Annotated in this window: 20 protein-coding genes; 12 read left to right on the top strand and 8 right to left on the bottom strand. The window is 66.5% G+C overall.

All coding sequences use genetic code 11. From position 1 onward, the window contains the following. The first annotated feature begins 9 nt into the window (after positions 1-9). The gene (locus FHS47_RS12365) at positions 10-1,203 is read left to right on the top strand and encodes an MFS transporter (RefSeq protein ID WP_167028200.1); all 1,194 of its coding nucleotides are present in this window, start codon (positions 10-12) and stop codon (positions 1,201-1,203) included. Here the strand turns inward: FHS47_RS12365 and FHS47_RS12360 are convergent. The 3 genes from FHS47_RS12360 to FHS47_RS12350 are packed head-to-tail and all read right to left on the bottom strand — an operon-like array spanning position 1,157 to position 2,455. Next, complete coding sequence (locus tag FHS47_RS12360) at positions 1,157-1,546, bottom strand: hypothetical protein (RefSeq protein WP_167028197.1); 390 nt, start codon at positions 1,544-1,546, stop codon at positions 1,157-1,159. The genes FHS47_RS12365 and FHS47_RS12360 overlap by 47 nt on opposite strands. Beyond that, on the bottom strand, positions 1,543-2,097 hold the full coding sequence (locus tag FHS47_RS12355; protein WP_167028195.1) for an RNA polymerase sigma factor: 555 nt from the start codon (positions 2,095-2,097) through the stop codon (positions 1,543-1,545). The genes FHS47_RS12360 and FHS47_RS12355 overlap by 4 nt, the downstream gene beginning before the upstream one ends. After that, a complete protein-coding gene (locus tag FHS47_RS12350; protein WP_167028193.1) occupies positions 2,087-2,455 on the bottom strand; it encodes a hypothetical protein in 369 nt (122 codons plus the stop codon). Before FHS47_RS12350 ends, FHS47_RS12355 begins: the two co-directional genes overlap by 11 nt. A gap of 131 nt (positions 2,456-2,586) precedes the next feature. Here FHS47_RS12350 and FHS47_RS12345 point away from each other — a divergent pair, with 131 nt between their 5' ends. Then, positions 2,587-4,584: a M13 family metallopeptidase gene (locus FHS47_RS12345; RefSeq protein ID WP_167028191.1), complete on the top strand. Its 1,998-nt coding sequence runs from the start codon at positions 2,587-2,589 to the stop codon at positions 4,582-4,584. Positions 4,585-4,605: 21 nt separating this feature from the next. On the opposite strand, the gene FHS47_RS12340 is transcribed toward FHS47_RS12345, so the two are convergent. Beyond that, entirely contained in the window at positions 4,606-5,547 is a 942-nt protein-coding gene (locus tag FHS47_RS12340; protein ID WP_208381979.1) for an alpha/beta hydrolase, read from the bottom strand. A 176-nt stretch (positions 5,548-5,723) separates the two neighbouring features. On the opposite strand from FHS47_RS12340, the gene FHS47_RS12335 reads away from it, so the two are divergent. Further along, positions 5,724-7,886: a phospholipase C, phosphocholine-specific gene (locus tag FHS47_RS12335; RefSeq protein ID WP_167028188.1), complete on the top strand. Its 2,163-nt coding sequence runs from the start codon at positions 5,724-5,726 to the stop codon at positions 7,884-7,886. Here the strand turns inward: FHS47_RS12335 and FHS47_RS12330 are convergent. Next, complete coding sequence (locus FHS47_RS12330) at positions 7,859-8,593, bottom strand: SDR family oxidoreductase (protein ID WP_167028185.1); 735 nt, start codon at positions 8,591-8,593, stop codon at positions 7,859-7,861. The two genes, FHS47_RS12335 and FHS47_RS12330, sit on opposite strands and share 28 nt — an antisense overlap. A gap of 60 nt (positions 8,594-8,653) precedes the next feature. Further along, positions 8,654-9,661, bottom strand: a complete 1,008-nt coding sequence (bla, locus tag FHS47_RS12325) for a class A beta-lactamase (protein WP_167028182.1) — start codon at positions 9,659-9,661, stop codon at positions 8,654-8,656. Positions 9,662-9,823: 162 nt separating this feature from the next. Between bla and FHS47_RS12320 the strand changes: the two genes are divergently transcribed. Beyond that, positions 9,824-11,125, top strand: a complete 1,302-nt coding sequence (locus FHS47_RS12320) for an acetamidase/formamidase family protein (protein WP_167028179.1) — start codon at positions 9,824-9,826, stop codon at positions 11,123-11,125. A 19-nt stretch (positions 11,126-11,144) separates the two neighbouring features. Here FHS47_RS12320 and katG read toward each other — a convergent pair whose 3' ends face one another. Together katG and FHS47_RS12310 are read right to left on the bottom strand one after the other, a co-directional pair. Next, positions 11,145-13,430 (bottom strand): catalase/peroxidase HPI, encoded by a 2,286-nt coding sequence (gene katG, locus FHS47_RS12315; protein WP_167028176.1) that lies wholly within the window; start codon positions 13,428-13,430, stop codon positions 11,145-11,147. Between the two features lie 215 nt (positions 13,431-13,645). Then, the gene (locus FHS47_RS12310; protein ID WP_167028173.1) at positions 13,646-14,185 is read right to left on the bottom strand and encodes a carboxymuconolactone decarboxylase family protein; all 540 of its coding nucleotides are present in this window, start codon (positions 14,183-14,185) and stop codon (positions 13,646-13,648) included. Positions 14,186-14,299: 114 nt separating this feature from the next. Here FHS47_RS12310 and FHS47_RS12305 point away from each other — a divergent pair, with 114 nt between their 5' ends. The 8 genes from FHS47_RS12305 (at position 14,300) to FHS47_RS12270 (ending at position 24,485) form a co-directional block, all read left to right on the top strand. Then, positions 14,300-15,271, top strand: a complete 972-nt coding sequence (locus FHS47_RS12305; protein ID WP_167028170.1) for an AraC family transcriptional regulator — start codon at positions 14,300-14,302, stop codon at positions 15,269-15,271. A gap of 152 nt (positions 15,272-15,423) precedes the next feature. Beyond that, complete coding sequence (locus FHS47_RS12300; RefSeq protein ID WP_167028167.1) at positions 15,424-16,728, top strand: MFS transporter; 1,305 nt, start codon at positions 15,424-15,426, stop codon at positions 16,726-16,728. A 202-nt stretch (positions 16,729-16,930) separates the two neighbouring features. After that, positions 16,931-17,380: a RimK/LysX family protein gene (locus FHS47_RS12295; RefSeq protein WP_167028164.1), complete on the top strand. Its 450-nt coding sequence runs from the start codon at positions 16,931-16,933 to the stop codon at positions 17,378-17,380. Continuing rightward, positions 17,377-18,312 carry a 30S ribosomal protein S6--L-glutamate ligase gene (gene rimK / locus FHS47_RS12290; RefSeq protein ID WP_167028161.1) on the top strand — a complete coding sequence of 312 codons (936 nt, stop codon included), beginning with the start codon at positions 17,377-17,379 and terminating at the stop codon, positions 18,310-18,312. Before FHS47_RS12295 ends, rimK begins: the two co-directional genes overlap by 4 nt. A gap of 216 nt (positions 18,313-18,528) precedes the next feature. Further along, complete coding sequence (locus FHS47_RS12285; protein WP_166699672.1) at positions 18,529-19,215, top strand: response regulator transcription factor; 687 nt, start codon at positions 18,529-18,531, stop codon at positions 19,213-19,215. Then, positions 19,199-20,482: a HAMP domain-containing sensor histidine kinase gene (locus FHS47_RS12280; protein WP_167028157.1), complete on the top strand. Its 1,284-nt coding sequence runs from the start codon at positions 19,199-19,201 to the stop codon at positions 20,480-20,482. The genes FHS47_RS12285 and FHS47_RS12280 overlap by 17 nt, the downstream gene beginning before the upstream one ends. Positions 20,483-20,634: 152 nt before the next feature. Beyond that, positions 20,635-22,983, top strand: a complete 2,349-nt coding sequence (locus FHS47_RS12275) for a TonB-dependent receptor (protein ID WP_208381978.1) — start codon at positions 20,635-20,637, stop codon at positions 22,981-22,983. Further along, complete coding sequence (locus FHS47_RS12270) at positions 22,983-24,485, top strand: esterase-like activity of phytase family protein (RefSeq protein WP_167028154.1); 1,503 nt, start codon at positions 22,983-22,985, stop codon at positions 24,483-24,485. Before FHS47_RS12275 ends, FHS47_RS12270 begins: the two co-directional genes overlap by 1 nt. Positions 24,486-24,490 lie beyond the last annotated feature (5 nt).

Below are 24,490 nucleotides of genomic sequence, written 5' to 3'. Positions count from 1 at the left end.
GGAACCCCCATGTCCTCCTCCACCAGACCTGCCTCCGCGCTGGGCCGGGGCACGCTTTTCGCCATGGCGCTGGCGACGGGCCTCGCCGTGGCATCCATCTATTACAACCAGCCCATGCTGGGGGTGATGTCGTCGTCACTGCACGACGCACGAGTCAGCGGCTGGATTCCCACGCTCACTCAGCTGGGTTATGCGGCCGGTCTGCTGTTCCTGCTGCCGCTCGGCGACATGCTGGAGCGGCGCCGACTCATCGTCGTGCAGTTCGGCATTCTCGCGCTCTCGCTGGTGCTGATGGCGCTCGCTCCCGGTCTTGCGGTGCTCGCCGTCGCATCCGTGCTTGTCGGCGCCGCTGCGACGGTGGCGCAGCAGATCGTGCCATTCGCGACGATCCTTTCGGCGCCGGAGAAGCGCGGCGCGGCCATCGGCACGGTCATGAGCGGTCTGTTCACGGGCATCCTCCTCAGCCGCACGCTAGCCGGCATCGTGTCGAGCGTCGCCGGCTGGCGCACCATGTTCTGGGTCGCCGTGCCGCTCGCGCTGCTGGGCGCCGTGCTCATGGCGCGCAGCCTGCCGGCGCACCACCCGGCCAGGAAGCTGCGTTATGGCGATCTGCTGGGTTCGCTCATCCACCTTTGGCGCAACGAGCCGGTGCTGCGCCGTGCCGCGGCTACCCAGGCACTGCTCTTCGCTTCCTTCTCCGCGTTCTGGACGACACTGGCATTGCGCCTGGCCGAGCCGCCGCTGAATCTCGGCGCGGCGTCGGCGGGACTCTTCGGCATCGTCGGCGCGGTGGGCGTGGCCATGGCACCCGTGGCCGGACGTGTGGCGGACCGTCGTGGTCCGGCACCGGTCATCGCCCTCGGCGCCGCGGCCACGGTGCTGGCGTGGCTGGTGTTCGGACTGTGGCAGAGCCTCGCCGGGCTCGTCGTCGGTGTGATCGTGCTGGACTTCGGCGTGCAGATCGCACTGGTGTCGAACCAGCACCTGATCTACGGCCTGCATCCGGAGTACAAGAGCCGTTTGAACACCTTGTTCATGACCACGATGTTCGTGGGCGGTGCACTGGGCTCGTCGCTGGCCGCGGCCGCATGGCATCACGGCGGTTGGCCGGTGGTGTGCGTGCTTGGCGGCGTCTTGCCGATCGGTGCGGTGGTGCTCAGTCTTGCGCGTCGCCGGGCGGCCGAGCCGCAGCGAGTGCACTGAGGGGCTTCGCTTCGTCGGGGCGCACGCGTGACGCACCGTCGAACGAAGGCAGCGACCAGTCGTGGAGCACCGCCCAGAAGGCGATGCCGAGTGCCAGGGGCGCCACCAGCATCGAATCGCTCGTATGGTGAAGCAGCACGAGCGACGCGGCCACCATGCCGCCGACGAGGGTGGTGGCGATGACGAGATCGCGCACGCACGCTTTCCACGCATTCGTGGTTTCCAGCCGTGCGAGTGCTTCCACGGCGATGACGCGGTGGGTGCGCTCGACGAAGCGCGGGTCGGGCGTGTCGATATCCGCACCGGCAAGCAGCCGGGCGAGGTCCTGGTCGTCGGATGTCATCGCGATGTCTCCGGAGCGAGAGTGAGGCGGCGGCGCAGGATGTCGCGCGCGCGTGGGATGATGCTTTTCAGCGTACCCAGCGGAAGATCGAGCAGCTTCGCCGCCTCCGTGTGCGACCAGCCTTCCACGTCGCACAGAAGAATGCAGGCGCGTTCACGCGGGGGCAGTGTGGCCAATGCGGCGAGCACATCGATCCGCGTGCCCGGATTGGGATCGACGGCGTCGAACGGCTCGGCCGACTGCTCGTGTTTGCGGCGCAAGTGCTGTTCATGGCGCTCCATGTCCAGGAAGAGCCGCCAGCCGATGCGTACGAGCCACGCGGCATAGCTGCTGTCGCTGGCGCTCCCGTCGAACTGCGTGCAGCGTTGCCAGGCGCGCACGAAGCTTTCCTGGGCGAGGTCGTCGGCCATGGCCGCATTCCCGCACAGTTTGCGCAGGAAGCCACGCAGGCGCGCCTCGTGCCGCGCGACCAGCACGTCGAAGGCAGAGCGATCGCCGGCGATGACGCGCCGGTTCAGCGCGTCGTCGGCTGGTTCGGTATCAACGGTCACGGCTCGCCCGCAGCGAAAGCAGCACGAGCGCGATGCCGGTCAGGAGCGGGAAGAGCGCCGCACCCGCGGCCACGCGCATGGCCTCTTGCGTGCCTTGCAAGGCAACGCTGCCGCCACATGCCACGCCGATGGCGACGAGTATCCAGCCATTGCGGCGGTCGGCTGCCGCGCGTTCCGCCGCGGGCACGCGGCCCAACGCGCGGTCCAACTGTTCCACGGTGAGCGGCACGCCGGCTTGCAGGCCCTGGCGCAGCGTCCGGTGCAGCATGGCCACCATGGCCAGCCGGATCAGCTGGTGCAGCACGATGAGGATGGCGAGGGCGGTAATCACACTGCCGAGGAAGTGGGCGTCGAGCATGGGAATCTCCTGCATGGGTCCTGGCATAACGGATGCCGACCGGCGATTGGATGAGCAGGCGTGAACATCCAATGCGCCGTCGTGGCGCGTTTGGATAGCACCAGCGCCGAGCGCTTCCCCCGGAGCATCCCATGAAATCCACTGTCGTCCTTTTTGCCGGCCTCCTTGGCATGGCGGCCGCCGCCTCGCCCGTGCCCGAGGTGCCGGTGGCTCCGTCGGCGGCACCATCCAAGACAGCCCAGCCGCAGGCCGCGCCCGGCGACGACTTCGACCGCTACGTGAACGGTGCCTGGGAACGCGACCACCCGGTGCCCGCCGATCGCACGTCGATCGGCATGTGGCCGGATATGCAGGCCAAGGCCGTTGAGCAGTCGCGCCTCCTGGTGGAGGAAGCCGCGGCCGTGAGAGAACCGATGGGCATCCTCTATGCGAGCTATATGGACCAGCCGATGCGGGACCGGCAAGGGCTACGACCGCTCCAGGCATGGCTGGCCGGCATCGACGCGATCGGCGATCGCGCTGCCTTCGCTGCGGCCATCGGCCAACTGGCGAGGATCGATGTAGGTGCCATCGTCGTGCCCATCATCGAAGAAGACGATGGGCACCCCGGGCAATCCATTCTCACCCTGCGCGAAGGCCGCCCCGGCCTGCCCAACGTCGAGGCCTACCATGCGACGGAAGGTCCGGCCGGTGCACGTCGCGAGGCCTATCGCACTTACCTTGTCGCGATGCTGACCGCTACGGGCGTTCCGCCGTCGGAAGCTGCCGGTCGCGTAGATGCGGTACTGGGGCTGGAGGCGCGCCTGGCCGAGTCGCAGCTCGGGCCCGCAGCCCAGCGTGACGCGGTGGGTTCGTACCATCCCGTCCCGGTCGGCGAGCTGTCGTCGCGCGTGCCGGGCTTCGCCTGGTCGTCATGGTTCGCGGCGCTCGGTATCGAGCATCCGGACCGCGTGAACGTGGCGCATCCCGCTGTTCTGCGGGCGCAACTCGAGGTGGTCGCAGCCGCACCACTCGACGTGCTGCGCGACCTCCTCCGGTTGAAACTCATGAACACGTACAGCCGCTATGTGGATGCGCGAAACGCCACAGCCCGTCTCGCGTACTACGGCGGGGCGCTGCGTGGCACGACCGCGGAACCGCCGGCGTGGAAACGCGGCGTGGACCTCGTGACCAACCTTATGCCCGAAACATTGAGCCGTGCGTACGTCGAGCATTATTTTCCGCCCGCGGCAAAGGCGCGGGCACAAGCGATCGCCGATGACGTGCGCATCGCACTGGCCGCCCGGGTGAACAAGGCCACGTGGTTGTCGCCGTCCGCACGTGCGGAAGTGAGCCGCAAACTGAAGCGCACCCGCATCAGCATCGGTTATCCCGATACCTGGCCTGCTGCCCCGACTGTCGCGCTCCGGGAAGACGACCTCGCAGGGAATGTCGCGCGGCTGACCGCATGGCGTTTCGATCAGGCAGTCGCACGCCTGACGCAGCCTCTCGACCGTACGACGTGGCAGTCGCCCGTGAGCGTGCCGAATGCCTATGCCAGCGCGGCGGCGAACGAAGTGATTTTCCCCGCCGCCCTGCTGCAGCCGCCGCTGTTCGATCCGACGGCCGATCCGGCGGCGAACTACGCACGCCTCGGCGCCACCATCGGGCACGAACTGAGCCACCTCTTCGACGACCAGGGCCTCCATTACGATGCCGACGGACGCCTGCGCGACACATGGAGCACAACCGACGCACAGCGCTTCGAGGCAAAGGCCAACGCATTGGCGAAACAGCTGGAGGGCTATGAACCCCTGCCGGGCCACCACGTGAATGGACGGCTTGTGCTGGGCGAGTCGCTGGCCGACCTGACTGGCCTGCTGGCGGCGCACGATGCGTTCGCCGCGAAGGCGGCGCCCGCAGGCGAAGGCCGTCGCGAGGCTGACCGCCGCTTCTTCACCGCCTGGGCGCAACTGTGGCGCACGAGCTATCGAGAGGCCTATCTCCGCACCCTGCTGCCATCCGACGCGCACCCGCCCGGCGCGGTACGGCTCTCCACGGTGCGCAACGTGGATGCGTGGTACGACGCCTTCGACGTACGGCGCGGTGCCTTGTACCTCGCGCCATCGGAGCGGATTCGCATCTGGTAGCGCCACGGCGGTAGCGCCGTATCACCGGCGCGTCAGGTGCTTGTCGAGGAAGGTCTGCACGAGTTGCGCGATGGTGTCCACCTGCTCGTCCCATGGGAAATGACCGGCATCGAGCAGGTGTACCTCCGCGTCCGGCAGATCGCGTTTGTATGCTTCACCGCCCGCACCGATGAATGACGGATCGTTCTTTCCCCACACGACGAGGGTCGGTGGCTTGTGCGTGCGCAGCCAGGCCTGCCAGGCCGGATACGACGCGACATTCGTGCGGTAGTCGTACAGGAGCGACGCCTGGATATCGCTCTGGCCGGGCTGGGAAAGATGCGCGAACTCGTCCGTCCAGTTGTCGGGGTTATAGCGTTCCGGATGCGAGGTGCCGAGAGTGTGGCGTAGCTCGGCTCCCTTCAGCGACACGAACGAATCGAACACCTCCGGATGCGCCTTCGGGTCTTTCCAATACTCGGCAATGGCCGTCCATTTCTTGCCGAGACCTTCCTCGTACGCGTTCGCATTCGACACGATGAGCGCGTCGACGCGGTCCGGATGCGCCACCATGATGCGGAAGCCGACCGGGCCGCCGTAATCGTGCAGGTACAGCGCGTAGTGCTTCAGGCCCAGCTGTTGCAGGAGGTCGTCGGTCGTCTTCGCCAGGTGGTCGAAGGTGTAGGCATAGCGTGTCGGGTCCGGTGCGTCGCTGTGCCCGAAACCCGGATAGTCCGGTGCGATCAGATGGTATCGCGTCGCAAGCAAGGGCATCAGCGTGTCGAACTGCCGCGACGACGATGGGAAGCCATGCAGCAGCACGAGTGTCGGCGCGTCCTTCGGGCCGGCCTCGCGATAGAACACGCGGATGCCGTCCACTGTCGCGTAGTGGTACGTGGTGGTGGCCTGGGTGGACGGGAGCGGGGTCGCCTGCGCAGCGGTTCCCAGCAGCATGCCGGCGGCGAAGAATGCGAACGTTTTCACGATGTCGACCTCATGGATGGCTGCCAGCAATTTGCTTTTTCGGTCGTGGTGAGCGGAGCGGTTCTGCGACGACCGTCGCAGAACCGGCACGATGCCATCGCATGACGGGGCGCTGGCACGAACCTGTCATGTTACGGCACAACACTCGGTCGCCCAGGGCAACGCAAAGGGCCACCATGACATCTCAAGACCGGCGCCACTTCCTGAAGCTTTCACTCGGCGCCGCAGGCGCCGCCTTCACGGCCGGGGTCGTGCCCGCCTCGATCGCGAAAGCCCTATCCATTCCGGCGTCGAGGCGCACGGGCACGCTTGCCGACGTCGAGCATGTGGTGATCCTCATGCAGGAGAACCGCTCGTTCGATCATTATTTCGGGTCGCTGCGGGGTGTGCGTGGCTTCGGGGATCCCCGGCCCTTCACCCTGGCGAGCGGACAGCCGGTCTGGAAGCAACCCTATGCGGCTTCGCCGGACGATTATCTTCTGCCGTTCCGCCCGGAGGCCGACGACCTCGGCCTGCAGTTCCTCGAGGACCTTCCGCACGGTTGGAACGACACGCACGCCGCCATGAACGGCGGGCGATACGACGGGTGGGTGCAAGCCAAGGGCACCACCACGATGGCGTACCTCACGCGCGAAGACATCCCATTCCACTATGCGCTGGCCGATGCGTTCACCATCTGCGACGCGTACCACTGCAGCATGCTTTCCTCCACCGACCCGAACCGCTACTACATGTGGAGCGGCTACGCGGGCAACGACGGCAAGGGCGCGGGCCCGGTGCTGGACAACGCGGAGAAAGGCTACGGCTGGACAACCTATCCCGAGCGCCTGGAGCAGGCGGGTGTGTCGTGGAAGATTTATCAGGACATCGGCACGGGTCTGGATGCCGCGGGCGGCTGGGGCTGGACATCGAACCCGTACATCGGCAATTACGGCGACAATTCGCTGCTGTATTTCGACAACTACCGCAATGCCCAGCCGGGCGATGCGCTGTACGAGAAGGCCCGCACGGGCACGGAGATCGCCAAGGGGCAATCGCCGTTCGCCATTCTCCGCGACGACGTGGTCGCGGGGCGGCTGCCGCAGGTCTCGTGGATCGCGGCGCCGGAGGCATACACCGAACATCCGAGCTGGCCTGCCAACTATGGCGCCTGGTACCTCGACGGCGTTCTCGAGGCGCTGACCGCCAATCCCGAGGTGTGGAGCAAGACGGCACTCTTCGTCACCTATGACGAGAACGACGGCTTCTTCGATCATGTGGTGCCCCCGTATGCGCCGTCGTCGCGCGATCAGGGCTTGTCCACGGTGAGCACGGACGGCGAGCTTTATCCGGGTGGCAACGGCTTCGCCGCCGGCGTGTATGGCCTCGGTGTTCGCGTGCCGATGCTGGTCGTGTCGCCGTGGAGCAAGGGTGGCTGGGTCTGTTCGGAAACCTACGACCACACCTCGATCATCCGCTTCCTGGAACGGCGCTTCGGTGTGCGCGAGCCGAACATATCGGCGTGGCGTCGCGCCGTGTGCGGCGACCTCACCCGCGCCTTCGACTTTTCGCGGCACGACGCCGACACACCGCGCCTGCCGGGCACGAGCGGTTATGTGCCCGACCAGAAAGCCCATGACGAGCTTCGCCCGACGCCGCCCTCCGACCAGCGCATGCCGCAGCAGGAGCCGGGACAACGGCCTGCGCGGCCGCTGCCTTATGCATTGGACGTGCAGGGCAGGGTGGATGTTGCGGCGGGCCGCTATCGTCTGGAATTCATCAACGAGGGCGAAAGCGCGGCCTTCTTCCACGTGTTCTCGTCCGCGAGGGCAGACGGTCCGTGGGCCTACACGGTGGAAGCCGGCAAATCGCTCGCCGACTCATGGAACAGTCTCTACAGCGGTAACGCCTACGATCTCTCCGTGACAGGGCCGAACGGCTTCCTTCGCCGGTTTGCCGGCAGCCAGCCCACGGCGGCCGAGCACGCCCGCCGTGCCCAGCCTGAAGTTCGTCTGGCAACCGGCGGCCTGGATGGACTCCTTCGTCTTGTCATCTCCAACGAAGGCAGCCGCGCCTGCATGGTCACGGTGACACCGAACGACGATTACACCCATCTGCCGCCGAGGCGTCACTTCCTGTTACCGGGCGCCCGCGTCGAGAGCCTCTGGGAAATCGTCTCCAGTGACCACTGGTTCGACTTCAGCGTGACCAGCGACCACGACGCGCGATTCCTGCGGCGCCTGGCGGGTCATAAGGAAACGGGCCGGGCCTCGCGCTCGGATCCGGCGCTGTCGCCGGAAACGGGCCGCTCCGATGAACGGCCCGGGGTGGATTACCAGGGCAGCGTCTTGCCGAGGTAGGTGAAGCTGCCCGTCGCGCCGTCGGCACCGATGAGTGCCATCTCGACGCTGGTCTTCGCGCCCGTCGGCACGTCGATCTCGCCTTCTCCGCGGTTCATGTCGGTCTGTACGTAACCCGGATGAACGGCGTTGACCTTGATCGGCGTGTCGCGCAATTCGTAGGCAAGGTGCACGGTCCATGAGTTGAGTGCGCTCTTGGAGGCGTCGTAGGCCGGCACCTTGAAGCTGTAGATCGGCGAAGTCGGGTCCACATGCAGCGTCAGCGAGCCCAACATGCTCGACACGTTGACGATGCGGGCTGCCGGTGCGGCCTTCAGCAACGGAAGGAAGGCCTTGGTCACTTCCACCACACCGAACAGGTTGGTGTCGAACGTTTCGCGCCATACGTCCAGCGACTGCTCGGACGGCGCCTTGGTGAGATCGTCCACGGCAATGCCGGCATTGTTCACCAGGATGTCGAGCTTGCCGAACCGTGCCTTCACTTCGGCAGCGGCTTTCTGGATCGTGTCGCTGTCCGTGACATCCAGCGTGATCGCCTCGACGGGCAGGCCTTCGGCCTTGAGCTTGTCCGCGGCGGCCTGGGTACGCGTCGAATCGCGCCCGGCAAGCAACGTGGTCACACCGGCTTCGGCAAGCTGACGGACGGTCTCGTGGCCAATGCCGCGGGTAGCACCGGTGACGAGGGCGACTTTCTGCGATGCGTTCATTTCATGTCCTTGACGGGAGGGGGTAGGGCGTCAATTCGACATGTGGATGGCATCGAATATTTAAAGGCCCCCCTGGCGGCGCGCGGCAACGGCACGGGCGATGTCCGCGAACAGGGCGTTTCGGGTATTGGCATCCGCGCGCGAGCCGGTGAGGAACGCGGCCACGACCACGGTGTGGCCGTCGGGCCAGGTGACGATACCGATGTCGTTGAACGCGGCCGTCTGGCCGTCCAGCGTATACGAGGTGCCGCACTTGTCGGCGAAGCGCAGGTCGGGAGGAAGGCCGGCGCGCATGCGATTGGGCACCGTCTGATCGTACATGAGTCGCAGCAGGCGCTGCGTGGAGTCTGCGGAAAGCAACTTGCCGCGCGAGAGCTTTTCCAGGAAGTCCGCCGCCGCATCGGGCGTCGTGGTGTTGCGCGCATCGGCCATGAACGCCTGGTACCCGCGCTGCCTGCGAACGGCCTGCGCGGCTTCGGTTTCATTCTCGGGAATGGTCTGGCCGTTGGCCGTGCCATCGAAGATGTGGCTGACGTCGCCTTCGCTCAGGTCGACGCGCATGCCGTCGATCCCGTGATCGCGCAGGTAGCGGGTAACGACCGCCGGGCCGCCGAGCAACCGAATCAACGCATCCACCGCGGTGTTGTCGCTTTCGCTCACGGCCGCCACCAGCAGGCGGTCGACGGTGAAGCGCATCTGCCTGCCCGCAAAATGGGCGCCGATCGAGGGGACCGCCGAGCCGCCCACCACGTCCTTGCGGTCGATCGTCACCTCCTGATCGAGGGCGACCCTTCCTGCGTCGACCTCCGCGAGCACGGCCGCGGCCACGGGTGCCTTGAAGACGCTCATCATCGGATAGCCACGGTCGGCGTTGATGCGCGTGCGGTCATGGGTTTCCAGGTCCACCACGGTCACACCGAGCGTGCCCGGTTTCGCCCGCTCGGCAAGTTGGGCAAGGGTGTCGCGCAGATGGGTATCCGTGCCGGAAGCCCAGGCAGGCATGGACATGGCCACCGCGAAACACAAGGCCGATGAGGCGCGCAGCAGGCGAAGCATGGATATGTGCATGGGACCCCCTGGTTGGATGCAAGCCAGATAGTCTGCCGCAATTGAGGCAGCGCGCGGGCAGATCGGCGGCACGATGCTGGCCGGCTGCCAGACGAACCGGCAGTGGCTAACTTGTGACTACACGTGTAATCTTGACTACACGTGTAGCCAAAGGGGTGTGTCATGCGGTCTCGTATCGGGGTTATCGCTGCTCTGGGTCTGGCGGGCTTCGCCGTCACGGCCCATGCCATGGACACGTGGGTCCTGCGCACGGACCTCTGGCAATCGCCGGCGTTTTCCACGCTCCATGCGCAGCAGGACGCGAAGGCCCTGCACGGCGATCTCGACGGCGATGCCATGCGCGGTTCGGTGGAAGGCGACACATGGACGTTCGAAAGCACAGATACCCAGGGCCGAACGTCGCGTTTCCGCCTGCGGCTGGAACGCGATGCGATCGCCGGCACGGCCGACATGCCGGACCCGAACGACGGAACCCGCCGCGTCACGCATGCGGTTACCGGATGGAGAGTGCCCGATCGCACGGGCGGCCCCCGCGTCTGGGAGTATCGTCCGACGAGTTACTCCAATACGTGGGACGCCGACCGGCACCCGGTACTCGTCGTCTGGCCGGGCGACACCATCCACACGACCACGCTCGACTCCGGCGGCGTCGACGAGAACGGTGTGACCCGCGCGCTGTTCGGCAATCCGCAGACCGGGCCGTTCTTCGTGGCCGGTGCCGCACCGGGCGACACGCTCGTCGTGCACATCCGTCGCCTGAAGCTCAACCGCGACTACGCCGACAGTCTCGATACCATCGTGGGGCGAGCGCTCGGCGCGTCGCTGGCAGGGCAGGCAGGGAATCTCGGTAAGCCGGTTCGCTGGAAGCTCGACCGCGACAAGGGACTGGCACGCCCCGATGGCGCCACGGGCGCCCTCGGGAACTACGCCGTGCCGGTGAAGCCGATGCTGGGTGGACTGGCCGTCGCGCCGGGTTTCGGGATGCCGGCGATCTCCACGGGCGATACCAGCCGCTTCGGCGGCAACATGGACTTCAACGAAGTGGTGGAGGGCAACACCGTGTACCTGCCGGTGCAGCAGCCGGGCGCGCTGCTGTACTTCGGCGACGCGCACGCCCTCCAGGGCGATGGCGAAACCACGCAATACGCGCTCGAAACATCCATGGATGTCACGGTGACCGTCGATCTGATCCGGGGGCGCACGGTATCGATGCCGAGGGTCGAATCGCCCGCGCGCATCATGGTGCTGGGACAGGCCGGCTCCCTCGACGACGCACTGAAGGCCGCGAGCACCGGCACGATCCAGTGGCTGCAGCAGGATTACGGGTTGACTCTATCCCAGGCCGCACAGGTGCTCGGCACGGCCGTGCATTACACGGTTGCCAATCTGGCCGGCCGGAGCGTTGGCGTCGCGGCGTCCATCGACAAGGCATTGCTTCCCGCTCGGAGAGTGGGCCCACCATGAGGTGGGCCCACGTCTGGCATCACGCCGCTTCGCGCACCGGCGCCGCCTTCTTGCGGCGCTTGAGGTCGTAGCGGTCGAGGTTCATCACCTTCGTCCATGCCGAAACGAAATCCTGCACGAACTTGTCCTCGCCATCGGCGCTTCCGTAAACCTCCGCCAGGGCGCGCAGCACGGAGTTCGAACCGAACACGAGGTCGACGCGGCTGGCGATCCAGCGGAGCTTGCCCGTGCCGCGCTCAGTGCCTTCGAACGATTCCCGCGCCGGCGAGGTGGGCTTCCACTCGGTGCCCATGTCCAGCAGGTTGCGGAAGAAGTCGTTGGTGAGCTTGCCCGGGCGGTCGGTGAGCACGCCTTGGTTGCCGCCGTCCACGTTGGTGCCGAGCACGCGCATGCCGCCCACCAGCACAGTCATCTCGGGGGCGGTCAGGGTAAGGAGTTGCGCCTTGTCGATGAGCAAGGCCTCTGCCGGCACGCTGTACGCGGCTTTCAGGTAATTGCGGAATCCGTCGGCCACGGGTTCGAGCGGCGCGAACGAATCCACATCCGTCTGCTCTTGCGACGCATCGGTGCGGCCGGGAGCAAACGGCACGGTCACCGGGTGTCCCGCATCACGCGCAGCCTTCTCGATGGCCGTGCCGCCGGCCAGCACGATGAGATCGGCCAGCGAGATCTTCTTGCCGCCGGACTGCGCTGCGTTGAATTCGGAGCGGATGGTTTCCAGGCGCTCCAGCACGCGTGCCAGCTGTTCGGGCTGGTTGGACTTCCAGTCCTTCTGCGGTGCGAGACGAATGCGGGCGCCGTTGGCCCCGCCGCGCTTGTCGCCGCCGCGGAAGGTCGAGGCGGAGGCCCATGCGGTGGATACCAGTTCGGCCACGGTGAGGTCGGACGCCAGCAGCTTGTCCTTCAAGGCCTGGATGTCGCCGTCGCCGACCAGCGGGTGATCCACGTCCGGCACCGGGTCCTGCCAGATCAGCTTTTCTTCCGGTACTTCCGGGCCGAGGTAACGAGCGCGCGGGCCCATGTCGCGATGGGTCAGCTTGAACCACGCACGTGCGAACGCGTCGGCGAACGCTTCCGGATGCTCGAGGAAATGGCGCGAGATCTTTTCGTAAGCGGGATCGACACGCAGCGAGAGATCCGTGGTCAGCATCGTCGGGCGCCGGTTCGGGCCGCCATGCGCATCGGGGATCACCGCCTCGCTGTCCTTCGCCACCCATTGGTTCGCACCGGCAGGGCTCTTTGTCAGCTCCCACTCGTAGCGGAACAGGTTCTCGAAGAAGTGATTGCTCCACTGCGCGGGCGTCTGCGTCCAGGTGACCTCGAGGCCGCTGGTGATGGTATCGGCGCCGGCGCCACTGCCGTACGAGTTCTTCCAGCCGAAGCCTTGCTGCTCCAGTTCGCCGGCTTCCGGTTCGGCGGCCACGTTCTTGGCATCGGCCGCGCCGTGCGTCTTGCCGAAGGTATGTCCGCCGGCGATCAGCGCGACCGTCTCTTCGTCGTTCATCGCCATGCGTGCGAACGTCTCGCGGATGTCGCGCGCGGCGGCGACCGGGTCGGGGTTGCCCTCCGGGCCTTCCGGATTCACGTAGATCAGGCCCATCTGCACCGCGGCAAGCGGATTTTCCAGGTTGCGGCCGTGCTCGGTGCGGTCTTCCTCGGTGCCGTGCAGATGCGGGTCCGCGACCAGCACGCCGTCGTCGTCGGATTGCACCTTGCCGTAGCGATTGTCGCCGCCTAGCCATTCTTTCTCGCGGCCCCAGTAGACGTCCTCGTCGGGCTCCCAGGTGTCTTCGCGGCCGCCCGCGAATCCGAACGTCTTGAAGCCCATGCTCTCGAGCGCGACGTTACCGGTGAGGATCATGAGGTCGGCCCAGGAAATGCTGCTGCCGTACTTCTGCTTGATGGGCCAGAGTAGTCGGCGCGCCTTGTCGAGGCTGACGTTGTCGGGCCAGCTGTTCAGCGGTGCGAAGCGTTGCTGGCCGCGACCGCCGCCGCCGCGACCGTCGCCGATGCGGTAGGTGCCGGCGCTATGCCATGCCATGCGGATGAACAGCGGACCGTAGTGTCCGAAGTCAGCCGGCCACCAGTCCTGCGAATCGGTCATCAGCGCGGCCAGGTCTCTTTTCACCGCCGCGAGGTCGAGCTTCTCGAACGCTTCCGCGTAATCGAACTCGGGATCGAGCGGATTCGATCGCGACGAGTGCTGGTTGAGCAGGTCGACGCGCAAGCGCTTCGGCCACCAGTCCTTGTTCGTCGTGCCGCCACCGGCGGTATGTTTGAAGGGGCACTTCGCTTCGGTCGACATGGCGCAACTCCTCTGGGCAGCCAGGAAAGGGGGAACTCCTTTCTGGATCATAGGCGCGTGAAGGAGATTGCAAAAATTGATTGATCCGATAGCAGCTAGAGGCGTGGCCTATCGTTGTGCATTGGGGCAGGCCGATGTCTGCCGAATATGCGCCGATTCGCCATAACCGACGCTCGAGAGGGCGTGCGCGCCCGGAGGCGCGCACGGGGGTGCCGTCATTCCACAGCGGGGAAATCGACATCCGTGTCGTTGATGCGATTGAACGTATTGGTGAACGTGATCATGGAAATCGCATAGGCGATGGCAAGCAACTGCGCATCGCTGTAGCCGGCAGCGCGGATGTCGGCCACGGCTTCGGCCGGCACGGTCCCGCTTTGGCGGAGGATGCCGAGTACGAAACGGATCAGCGCATCACGCTTCGCATCGCCCGTGTTTTCCAGTTGCCGGATGGCGCGTACGTCGTCGACGCGCAGGCCGGCCAGCTTGCCCAGCATGTTGTGGGCGGCCACACAGTAGTCACAACCGGTCTGCGCGCTGACGAGGAGCTTGATCGTTTCGAGATCCTTGCGCGCCAGGCCCGCCGTGTTGAGCGCGGTGTCCGCGTCGAGGTAGGCAGCCGTCAGGGAGGGCGACAGCTGGCCCATGGTGGCGTACATGTTGGGCAACTTGCCGCCGGCCGCCTTGCGAACCTTGGCATAGACCTCGGCGGTGGCGCCCGTGGCGGTATCGACGGCAGGAAGGGTGATGCGGCTCATGGCTTGGCTCCGGTGCTTATGTGGTGGGAATGGGCATAGTCTGGGCGCACGGAGTGATCTCGACGAGCCGCAAGTGGCTCGATAAGATGCTCGAAAGGATCACCGGGGTGCCGCATGTCAGCAGACGTCGATTGGTTGAGCCGCTTCCTGGCCGTGGTCTCGGTGTCGGGAAAGCTGGAAATCCGCTGCGCTTACCGCGCGCCGTGGATCGTCAATGGCGAGGTCTCTTCGCCCGGCGAGGTGCCTTACCACCTGCTTCTGCGCGGCACGGCATGGGTGGAAGGCCCCCAGGGCGAGGTCGTGCAGTTGCACGCGGGCGACGCGGTGCTCTTCCCGCACGGTTCCGCCCATGTGTTGCGCGACGGCAGCGGTCTTCCGCCGGCGCGCACGCACGAGCGGCAGACGCCGAACGTCGTCCTCAGCGAGAACGAAGGCACGGGCGAGCCCCTGGACATGCTTTGTGGCCGGTTTGCCATCGCAGCGCCACATGACCGCTGGCTGCGCAGCTATCTGCCTTCCACGCTGATCGTGCGCACGGGCGACGCGACAGGGCATGAAACCGATTCCGCCGCGCGGCACCTGGCCGCATTGGTGGAATTGATGCGTGCGGAGTCCACCGACGGCCGCCCCGGCGGATACGCGATACTGAATGCGTTGTCCGCGGCGCTCTTCGCGCTGGTGTTGCGTGTCGCAAGCCAGTCCGACGCGCCGCCGCCGGGCTTGCTCGCGTTGGCCGCGCACCCGCGCCTCGCGCCGGCGATCTCCGCAATGCTGGCCGAGCCTGCCCGTGCGTGGACGCTTCCCGAATTGGCGGCGCTGTGCAACATGTCCCGCGCCACGTTCATGCGCCGCTTCCAGGAAGGCCTGGGTAAATCCGCGAGCGAGCTGCTGCAGGACATCCGCATGAGTCTGGCTGCCAATGAACTGAAGAATCCCGCGCGCTCGACGGAGGCGGTGGCCGAAGCCGTCGGCTATCAGTCGGTGGCCGCGTTCCGTCGCGTATTCACGCAGTCGATCGGCATGGCGCCAGGGGCATGGCGGCGGCAATTCCGTATCGGGTCGGCACCGCGGGCGGCGCACGTATAGCCGACCCGAGAGGGGCGCTGCCGCGCGCCGCGATTTCTTGCGTGGCGTCTTACAGGCAAGACGTTTCGCCAACGATGCTTGACCCTGCCCACGCCTGCCGACTAAATAGCCGACCGGGCCAGTGTCCGAACCCTTCCTCGCCAAGCGTATCCATGATCGTCAACGCCGACTCCGCCCACATCGACAACCGTCCGCTCGATCGAAGGGACGCGAAAACCCTCGTGCTTTCCGCGCTCGGTGGCGCCCTCGAGTTCTACGACTTCGTGATCTTCGCCTACTTCGCGAAGACCCTCGGTCACCTGTTCTTCCCGCCGGGCACGTCGGACTGGGTGGCGCAGTTGCAGGCCTTCAGCATCTTTGCGGTGGGGTATCTCGCGCGGCCGCTCGGCGGACTGGTGATGGCGCACTTCGGCGACCGCATCGGACGCAAGCGCATGTTCACCCTGAGCGTGTTCCTGATGGCGGTGCCCACGCTGATCATCGGCGTGTTGCCGACCTACGCGACCATCGGCGTGCTCGCGCCGGTGCTCCTCACCCTGTTGCGCGTGGTGCAGGGCATCGCCATCGGCGGCGAGGTGCCGGGAGCGTGGGTGTTCGTGGCCGAGCACGTGCCGCGGCACCGCGTGGGCCTGGCGTGCGCCAGCCTCAGCGCCGGGCTCACTTTCGGCATCCTCATCGGGTCGCTCGTGGCGGCGGGCATGAATGCACGGATGTCGCCGGCGGAGATGCTCGACCACGGTTGGCGCATCGCCTTCCTGCTTGGCGGCGTGTTCGGCTTTCTCGCGGTGTACCTGCGCCGGTGGCTGAGCGAGACGCCGGTGTTCGCGCGCATGCGCGAACGCAAGGAACTCACGACCGAACTTCCGGCGTGGGTGGTGCTGCGCGACCACCTGCCGTCGGTGCTCCTGTCGATGGTGGTCACCTGGGTGCTCACCGCTGCCATCGTCGTGGTGATCCTGATGACACCGACGCTCATGCAGACCGCGTTCCATGTGGAATCCGCGCGTGCGTTCACCGCCGGCAGCCTCGCCGCGCTGGCGCTCTGCATCGGGTGTGTGCTCGGCGGCCTTCTCGTCGACTGGCAGGGAAAGGCGCGAGCCATGCTGGTGGCGTCGGTGGGTCTCGCCATCAGCACCTATGCGCTTTATGCCGACCTGAAGGCCGGCGGCGCGAACCTGTTCGTGCTCTATTCGCTTGCCGGGCTGTTTGCGGGTGTGGCCGGCATCGTTCCCTCCGTGCTCGTCGCGGCGTTCCCGCCCGCGATCCGCTTCTCCGGCATCTCGCTGTCCTATAACGTGGCCTATGCCATATGCGGCGCCGCGACGCCCGTGCTGGTCGGGTACCTGGCGAAGTCGGCCGGCGGTCTCGGTCCCGCGCATTACGTGGGCCTGGTGGCGCTTGTCGGCGCTTGCAGCGCCTTTTACATGATGCGCCAGCGAAGCGCGTCCGCCCGGTGACCTGATCGCAGCCGGCGGCGCGATTCGCGACCCTTTCGTTTCACGCACTTTTCATGCCCGTGACGGCGGGCCTCGGCCGGCCGTATATGACAGTTGCGCCGGCCACGGACGTTGGGCATCCTTTTCTCGTCGCGGCAGTGTCGCCGCGCTTACCGGATCGTTCCCCGCGGTCCACCGTCGTCCTCACACCTCGCTCCAGACCATGACTGACGTCATCACACTCGGCTGGCGCGAACGGCTCGCTCTTCCGTCGCTCGGCGTTCCCGTCCTCAAGGCCAAGCTCGACACGGGCGCGCGCTCGTCGTCGCTGCACGTGGAATGGCTGGACGTGGACGAGCGGGCAGACGGCACCTGGTTGCGTTTCCAGGTGCGCACCACCCGCAAGGGCGGTGTATCGGCACCGTGCGAGGCTCGGGCGATCGGCCGGCGCTCCGTCACCGATTCGGGTGGCCACACGACGACGCGCTGGTTCATCCATACCGACGTGGAGCTCGCCGGACGCCGTTTCATGGCGGAGGTGAACCTCACCGACAGGCGGCACATGCTGTTTCCCCTTCTGCTCGGCCGGACCGCCCTCGACGGGCGCTTCCTGGTCGACCCATCGCTTTCCTATTCGCAGACGCCGCGCCGCGTCGTCCGGGACCCGTCATGAAGATCGCCATCCTGTCGCGCAACGCGCGGCTGTACTCCACCCAGCGCCTGGTGGAAGCGGCGCGCAAGCGCAAACACACGGTTCGTGTCATCGACCCTCTGCGCTGCTACATGAGCATCGGGCCGCAATCGTTCGCCATCCATTTCAAGGGCAAGCCGCTGGGCCCGGTGGACTGCGTGATCCCGCGCATCGGCGCCTCCAGCACCTTCTACGGCACGGCCGTGCTTCGCCAGCTGGAACTGATGGGCGTGTTCACCCCCAACCCTTCCGACGCGGTGCTGCGCGCGCGGGACAAGCTGCGCTGCCTCCAGCTGCTGGCCGCCCGCGGTGTCGAGATGCCTCTTACCGTCTTCGGCGACAACCCCGACGACACCGCCGACCTGATGGCCATGCTGGGCGACCCGCCGCATGTCATCAAATTGAACGAAGGCACACAGGGCACCGGCGTGGTGCTGGCCGAGAAACGCTCGGCCTCGCAGAGCGTCATCGAGGCCTTCCGCGGCCTGTACGCCAACTTCCTGGTCCAGGAATTCATCCGCGAGGCGAACGGCCAGGACCTGCGCTGCTTCGTCGTGGGCGACCAGGTGGTGGCGTCGATGCAGCGGTCTTCGGCCCCGGGCGAGTTCCGCGCCAACCTCCATCGCGGCGGCACCGCGGCGTCCGTGGAGCTGTCGGACGACGAACGCCGGGTGGCGGTGGAGGCCGCATCGGCCCTGGGGTTGGAGGTGGCCGGCGTGGACCTGCTGCGTTCGTCGCGCGGCCCCCTGCTCCTGGAGGTGAATGCCTCGCCCGGCCTGGAAGGCATCGAGGGAAGCACCGGGGTGGACGTGGCCGCCGCCATCGTCGCCCACTGCGAAGCCCGCCTGGCCGAGCGTCCCGTCGCCCCGAAGGCCCGGAAAGCCCGGGTCGCGAAGGGGTTAACGGCGATTTAAAGGGCCGTCCCCTATAAAGGTCCCACTGTGATTCCGCGACGCGGGGTGACGGTATCGGGGCAGTAGTTCTTTCGGCCCGGGCGGGTTTCCCCGCCCGGGCCTCTCTTTTAGGGGAGGCAGGCAGGCCGCGATGCTGTCCGCTTCACCCATTCCCCGTTAAGCTTGCTGTCGCAATACTCCTAAGACTTAAAGCGACCGCACAACACGGAGTGCCGCATGCGCGTTCTGGTCATCGAAGACAACACCGACATCGCGACCAACATCGGGGATTACCTCGAAGACCGCGGCCATGTTGTGGATTTCGCCGGCGACGGCGTCACCGGCCTGCACCTGGCGGTGGTACACGATTTCGACGTTATTGTGCTCGACCTCACCCTGCCGGGCATGGACGGCCTGGACGTGGCGAAGAAGCTGCGCCATGAAGCGCACAAGCAGACCCCGGTGCTGATGCTCACGGCCCGCGACTCCCTGGAGCACAAGCTCACCGGTTTCGAGTCCGGTGCCGACGATTACATGACCAAGCCGTTCGCCCTGCAGGAACTGGCGGCGCGCCTGGAAGTGCTGGCCCGTCGCGGCAAGGGCCCGCAAAGCCGGGTGCTGAAGGTCGGCGGCCTCACTTACAACCTCGACACCCTCACGGTCACCCGCGAAGGCAAGTCCATCCAGCTGAACCCCATCGGCCTGAAGCTGCTCCAGGCCTTGATGGAAGCCAGCCCCTCGGTGGTCACCCGCCAGGACCTGGAACAGCGCGTGTGGGGCGAGGAACTACCCGATTCCGATTCCCTGCGCGTGCACATCCACGGGCTCCGCGCGGCTATCGACAAACCGTTCGAGAAGCCGCTGATCCACACGCGTCACGGTATCGGATACCGCATGGTCGATCCGGATGCGGTCCAGGCGTAAGCTCCGCTTCCGACTCATCGTCACGTTCACGCTGTTCGGGTTCGGCCTGAGCGCCCTGTTCGCGTACGCCGCGCTCAACATTCGAGAGCGCGTCGAAGAGCAGCTGATCAACTCGGCCCTCCAGGACGAAGTCGATTCGCTCAACGCCAAGGTGCGGGCCAATCCCAACGTGGCGCCGCCCTTCGACATCGTGAAGGGCGCGACCTTCAGCGACCGCACGATCTACAAGGCGCCGCTCAACTGGCAGTCGCTCGGCACGGGCGTGCACGATCTCTACGACACGGGCAAGGACGGGCGAAGCCACCATTACAAGGTGGCCGTGCGCAGGGAAGGGGGCATCATCAGCTTCCTCCAGTTCGACGTGTCCCGCGACGAACTCGGCAAGCGCCAGCTCATCACCAGCGTGGTGGCCGCGGTGTTCCTGTTCGGCCTGATGTCGCTGGTGCTGGGCGTGTGGCTGTCTTCGCGCGTGTTGCGCCCCGTCACCGACCTCGCCAGCCGCCTGCGCGACTTTCGCCGCGTGGGCAAGGCCGAGGCGCTGGCTCCGCACTTCGCGGACGACGAGGTGGGCGAACTGGCCGTGGCGCTCGACGAATACGCCATGCGGCTCACCTCGGTGGTGGAGCGCGACCGTGAATTCAATTCCGACGTGAGCCACGAGTTGCGCACGCCGCTTGCCGTGATCGCCAGTACCACCGAACTGCTCCAGGGTTCGCCCGACCTCACCGACAAGTTGCGCGAACGCCTGAAGCGCATCGAGCGCGCATCGCGCCAGGCCACCGAACTCATCGAGGCGCTGCTGCTGCTGTCGCGCGCGGAGCGCCGCGGACCAACACGCGGCGAGACCACGGACGTGGCCAAGGTCGCCGCCGACGTCATCGAGAGCCAGCGTCCGCAGATGGGCGGCAAGCCGATCGAGATCGAACTGCTTGCCGACGGATCGGTAACCGTGAACGCGCCGGCCTCCGTGGTATCGGTGGCCCTGACCAACCTGATCGGCAACGCCATCAAGTACACGATGGAAGGCAAGGTCACGGTGCGCGTGCTTGACGGACGCATCGACGTGATCGACACCGGCCCCGGCATCAAGCCCGAGGACGCGGAGAAACTGTTCCAGCGTGGCATCCGTGGCGAAAGTGCCACGGGCGGCGGCGCGGGCCTGGGCCTGGCCATCGTGCGCCGCCTGTGCGAACTCTACGGCTGGGACGTTTCCCTGCGCCCGCGTCCCGAAATGGCCGGCGCCATCTCGACGATCGACTTCCGCTGAGGAGTCGCGGCCTGCGCGTCGCAGGACCGTCATCTCACGTGTCATCAAGATTTCATTTAGACGTCCGACCATGTGACGCATCCATGGCGCGTGTCGGGCAACCTCAGGGGAGGGACCGCCGCAGCGCGCCCGCGTAAGAAGGGACGTCGCTCGTGTTCTTCCGGTATACCGCTCTGGCCGCTGCCCTCGGCATGGCCCTCGTTTCCGTTGTGCACGCCACGGACACCGACACCACGTCGCCCCCGGCCGATGCGCCGGTGGCGAATCGTGAAAAGGCCCAGGACCTCGACGCGGTCTCCGTGATCGGCACGGGCGAAACGCGTCAGGTGCAGCGCCTGCGGCCGGCCGAGCAGAAGGTGCTGCCGCCCGGTACGAGCTTGCAGAAGGTGCTGAACACGCTGCCCGGCGTGAACGCGCAGTCCGTGGACGCGCTGGGTACCAACGAGCAGTCGATGACGCTCAGCCTTCGCGGTTTCAGCGGTACGCGCCTCGGTTACACGCTCGACGGCATGCCGCTCGGCGATAGCGCCTACAACAATTACAACGGGCTCTCGATCAATCGCGCGCTGATCTCGGAGAATTTTGGCGGTGCGGAGCTTTCCGAGGGCATCGGCAATCTCGGTACGCCGTCGACCAGCAACCTTGGCGGAACGATCGCCTACACGTCGAGTGACCCGCTGAAGAGCATGGGTGGCCGTGTGGCGCAGACCTTCGGCAGCGATCGCAACCGTCGCACCTATGCGCGCTTTGACACCGGCGATTACCACGGGTTCTCGATGTACCTCTCCGGCGCCCGAACGGAATCCGATCTGTTCAATCGCCAGGACGTGTACAACCAGTCGACGACGAAGCAGTTCAACGGCAAGGCCGTGTGGGACTTCGACTGGGCGCGCATCACTGGCTTCGCGGACACCTCGCGCACCACGCAGGCCGACTACTTCTACCTGTCGAAAAGCGAACTCGCGCGCGGCCTCGGCTGGGATTGGGGCGGCTACGCGCCGGACTGGCAACGTGCGATCGGCAAGGCGTACTGCAACAGCGGCACGTTCAACGCCCGGCTGTGCGATCGCAGTGGTCCGGACACCGACGCGGACGGCGCGTTCACGGCCGGTCAGATCCTGCGCGATGACGATCTTTACTATCTCGCGGGCGACTTCTTCCCGAGCGACGCGGTAACGATCCATGCGCAGGCATATCATCACGGGGACGCCGGCGAAGGCCACAACTGGAATAGCGGCACGTATTCGTACCCTGGCACGGCCCGACAGCTACCGATCATCTTCCGCAATACGCTGTACACGATCAATCGCTCCGGCGCGATCCTGTCGGCCTCGTGGGACATCGCCAACCACCACGTCGAAGGCGGCGTCTGGTACGAACATAATGTGTCGAGCGCATCGCGCTACAGCAGCTACGTGACCGGTCCGCGTGACCTCAGTGGCCGCATCGACGAGACGCCGGATCTCGGCGTGTTCGACCAGCGCACAGTGTGGAACACACGTCAGGCGTTTCTGCAGGACACGATCCGCTTCCTGGACGACGCGCTGACCGTCGACGTCGGTGTGAAGAGCCCGCATGCGACCTCGCAGGCAACCGCCCTTCCGGGCGTGGCGGTGAAACCGATCAGCCCCACGTCGAACAACCAGTTCGCCAGCGGCAAGCTCAGCGCCAGTAAGGCGCTGCTTCCCCAGTTCGGCGCACGTTACAAGCTCGCCGAGGGGCAGGAGGTGTTCGCGAGCTTCGCGAAGAACATCGCCATGTTCCAGGGCGGATTCAAGCTCGGCCCCCAGGCGGTGAGCCAGGCGATCTGGAACGCGCAGGGCGACCTGAAGCCCGAGAAGTCGCGCAGCCTCGAGGCCGGATACCGCGTCGAGAGCGGCCCGCTGGCCGCGTCGCTCGCGGCGTACAAGGTGCGCTTCGACAATCGCCTGCTGCAGTACAACCCATGCGATTCGCGCCAACCTGTCGGGCCGTCCTGCGGTAACCGCTTCTACAACGTGGGCGGCGTGGACAGCCATGGCGTGGAACTGACCTTCGTCTGGACGCCCGATGAACATCTCCGCTGGTACAACTCGGCGTCCCTGAATCGCTCGACGTATGCGAGCGACTACGTGCAGGCCGGCGTGGTTCAGCACACGAAGGGCCGGATCCAGACCGACACGCCGAAGAAGCTCTTCGCGACGCAGATCGACTGGACGCAGGGTGCGTGGTTCGCATCGCTGCGCGGAAAGTACACGGGCGAACGCTTCTACACGTACACCAACGACCGGGGCTTCGGCGGCTTCACCGTGTGGGACCTTTCGGGCGGATACGACTTCGGTGCGATGTCCTTCGCCAGCGACGTTCGCCTGTCGCTCAACGTGACGAACCTTGGCGACAAGCGCTACGCCAGCAACTTCGATTCCAGCGCCTTCGTACCGGCGGACCCGAACGGGACGGCCTATGTGTTCCACGCGTCCGCGCCGCGGCAGTATTTCGCCACGCTGGACGTGCGCTTCTGATGCGCCGTGCGGTCGCCGGGCTGGCCTTCGTCATCCTGTCGTCGCACGTGGCGGCGCAATCCGTCGCGATCCGCGCGCCCGACATCGCGACCGCGCCGCTGCCGCGATCGATCCAGAGCGGTGGCCGGACTTACGTCGACCAGGGCCTTGTCGCCAGTGGCTCCCTGCCGGCCGGCACCGTCGATTTCCTGGGCGACACGCTGGGTTCGTTCTCGTCGCTCTCGATCGAACCCGGCACGTGGCGGCGCGACGGCGACGCGTATGCCGGCATTCTCTGGACGCTGCCGGACCGCGGGCGCAACGATCCGGAACACCAGGTGTTCTTCGACTACCGCGCACGGCTGCATCGCTTTCGCTTGCGCATGGTTCCCGGGAAGGGGGCGTCGATCGCCGGCACCCTCACGCTCATACCCGATGGCGGCCGCACGCTCGCCGACTTTCGCGGCAAACCTTTCACCGGTGCCGACCCCGGTGCCGGCGTGCTCACTCAACGAGGCATCGTGCTGCCGTCGCCCGGGAATGGAACGGGCGCCGGCAAGGTTTCCCTCGATGCCGAGTCGCTTCAGTTCACGCGCGACGGCGGCTTCTACATCGGGGACGAGTACGCGGCGAACGTCTACCGCTTCGATCGCGACGGACGTCTCGCAGGCGTGATCGTCCCGCCGCGCGCCGTGCGGCCGCTCGACCCCCGCGGCGCGCCCGACTTCACGTCGTTGCGGCCACCCGCCAGTGGCCGCCGCAACAATCAGGGCGTGGAGGGCATGGCACTCTCCGCGGACGGCACTCGGTTGTTCGTGGTGCTGCAGAGCGCGCTGGTGCAGGACAGCCGGGGCGAAGACGGCGCCGGTCGTACGCCGACGCGCGTGCTTGTCTACGACGTGAGCCGTAACGCGACGCCCAGTCAGCCCGTGGCTCACTTCGTCGTGGATCTGCCGGCATACGACGCAAAGGGAAAGGGCGGCGTGCCCGATCGCACGGCTGCGCAGAGCGAGATCCGTGTGCTCGACGATCACCGCTTCCTGATGCTCGCGCGCGACGCCGCGGGCCGCGGCGCGGATAGCGACCGCCCCATCGTTTACAAGAGCGTGCTGCTCGTCGACACGACGGGTGCGACGAACCTGGCCGGCACGGCCTACGAGACCGCGACGACGTCGGTGCGCGAGGCGTCGGGCGCGCTGCGCGCGGGGATCCGACCCGCGACCTGGCAGCCGCTGGTCAACCTTCTCGACCCCGCCGACCTGGCACGCGCCGGGCTATCGCTGGCGCCGGGCGCGACGCAGCTGTCCGAGAAATGGGAAGCCATGGACCTCGTTCCCGCGCTCGATGCCAGCCACCCCGACGACTGGTTCCTGCTCGTCGGCAACGACAACGACTTCGTCGCCAGGCGCTGCGTCATGGACGGTAAGCGCTGCGACTCCGCCATCGACAACGACAACCGCATCCTCGTGTTCCGGCTCACCCTGCCGGACATGCGTTCCACGACCGCCTCCCACCACCACTGAAGGCT

The organism is Luteibacter sp. SG786 (assembly GCF_011759605.1).
Taxonomy (GTDB): Bacteria; Pseudomonadota; Gammaproteobacteria; order Xanthomonadales; family Rhodanobacteraceae; genus Luteibacter.
This window is presented reverse-complemented; position numbering and strand designations above follow the sequence as displayed.

Bases quoted from the DNA above. Each gene is read 5' to 3' on its own strand.
- FHS47_RS12295 (WP_167028164.1), top strand. From the start codon at position 16,931: ATGACTGACGTCATCACACTCGGCTGGCGCGAACGGCTCGCTCTTCCG.
- FHS47_RS12350 (WP_167028193.1), bottom strand. From the start codon at position 2,455: ATGCTCGACGCCCACTTCCTCGGCAGTGTGATTACCGCCCTCGCCATC.
- FHS47_RS12280 (WP_167028157.1), top strand. From the start codon at position 19,199: ATGCGGTCCAGGCGTAAGCTCCGCTTCCGACTCATCGTCACGTTCACG.
- FHS47_RS12345 (WP_167028191.1), top strand. From the start codon at position 2,587: ATGAAATCCACTGTCGTCCTTTTTGCCGGCCTCCTTGGCATGGCGGCC.
- bla (WP_167028182.1), bottom strand. From the start codon at position 9,661: ATGCACATATCCATGCTTCGCCTGCTGCGCGCCTCATCGGCCTTGTGT.
- FHS47_RS12305 (WP_167028170.1), top strand. From the start codon at position 14,300: ATGTCAGCAGACGTCGATTGGTTGAGCCGCTTCCTGGCCGTGGTCTCG.
- FHS47_RS12365 (WP_167028200.1), top strand. From the start codon at position 10: ATGTCCTCCTCCACCAGACCTGCCTCCGCGCTGGGCCGGGGCACGCTT.
- FHS47_RS12360 (WP_167028197.1), bottom strand. From the start codon at position 1,546: ATGACATCCGACGACCAGGACCTCGCCCGGCTGCTTGCCGGTGCGGAT.
- FHS47_RS12335 (WP_167028188.1), top strand. From the start codon at position 5,724: ATGACATCTCAAGACCGGCGCCACTTCCTGAAGCTTTCACTCGGCGCC.
- FHS47_RS12320 (WP_167028179.1), top strand. From the start codon at position 9,824: ATGCGGTCTCGTATCGGGGTTATCGCTGCTCTGGGTCTGGCGGGCTTC.
- FHS47_RS12300 (WP_167028167.1), top strand. From the start codon at position 15,424: ATGATCGTCAACGCCGACTCCGCCCACATCGACAACCGTCCGCTCGAT.
- katG (WP_167028176.1), bottom strand. From the start codon at position 13,430: ATGTCGACCGAAGCGAAGTGCCCCTTCAAACATACCGCCGGTGGCGGC.
- FHS47_RS12285 (WP_166699672.1), top strand. From the start codon at position 18,529: ATGCGCGTTCTGGTCATCGAAGACAACACCGACATCGCGACCAACATC.
- FHS47_RS12330 (WP_167028185.1), bottom strand. From the start codon at position 8,593: ATGAACGCATCGCAGAAAGTCGCCCTCGTCACCGGTGCTACCCGCGGC.
- FHS47_RS12270 (WP_167028154.1), top strand. From the start codon at position 22,983: ATGCGCCGTGCGGTCGCCGGGCTGGCCTTCGTCATCCTGTCGTCGCAC.
- FHS47_RS12310 (WP_167028173.1), bottom strand. From the start codon at position 14,185: ATGAGCCGCATCACCCTTCCTGCCGTCGATACCGCCACGGGCGCCACC.
- rimK (WP_167028161.1), top strand. From the start codon at position 17,377: ATGAAGATCGCCATCCTGTCGCGCAACGCGCGGCTGTACTCCACCCAG.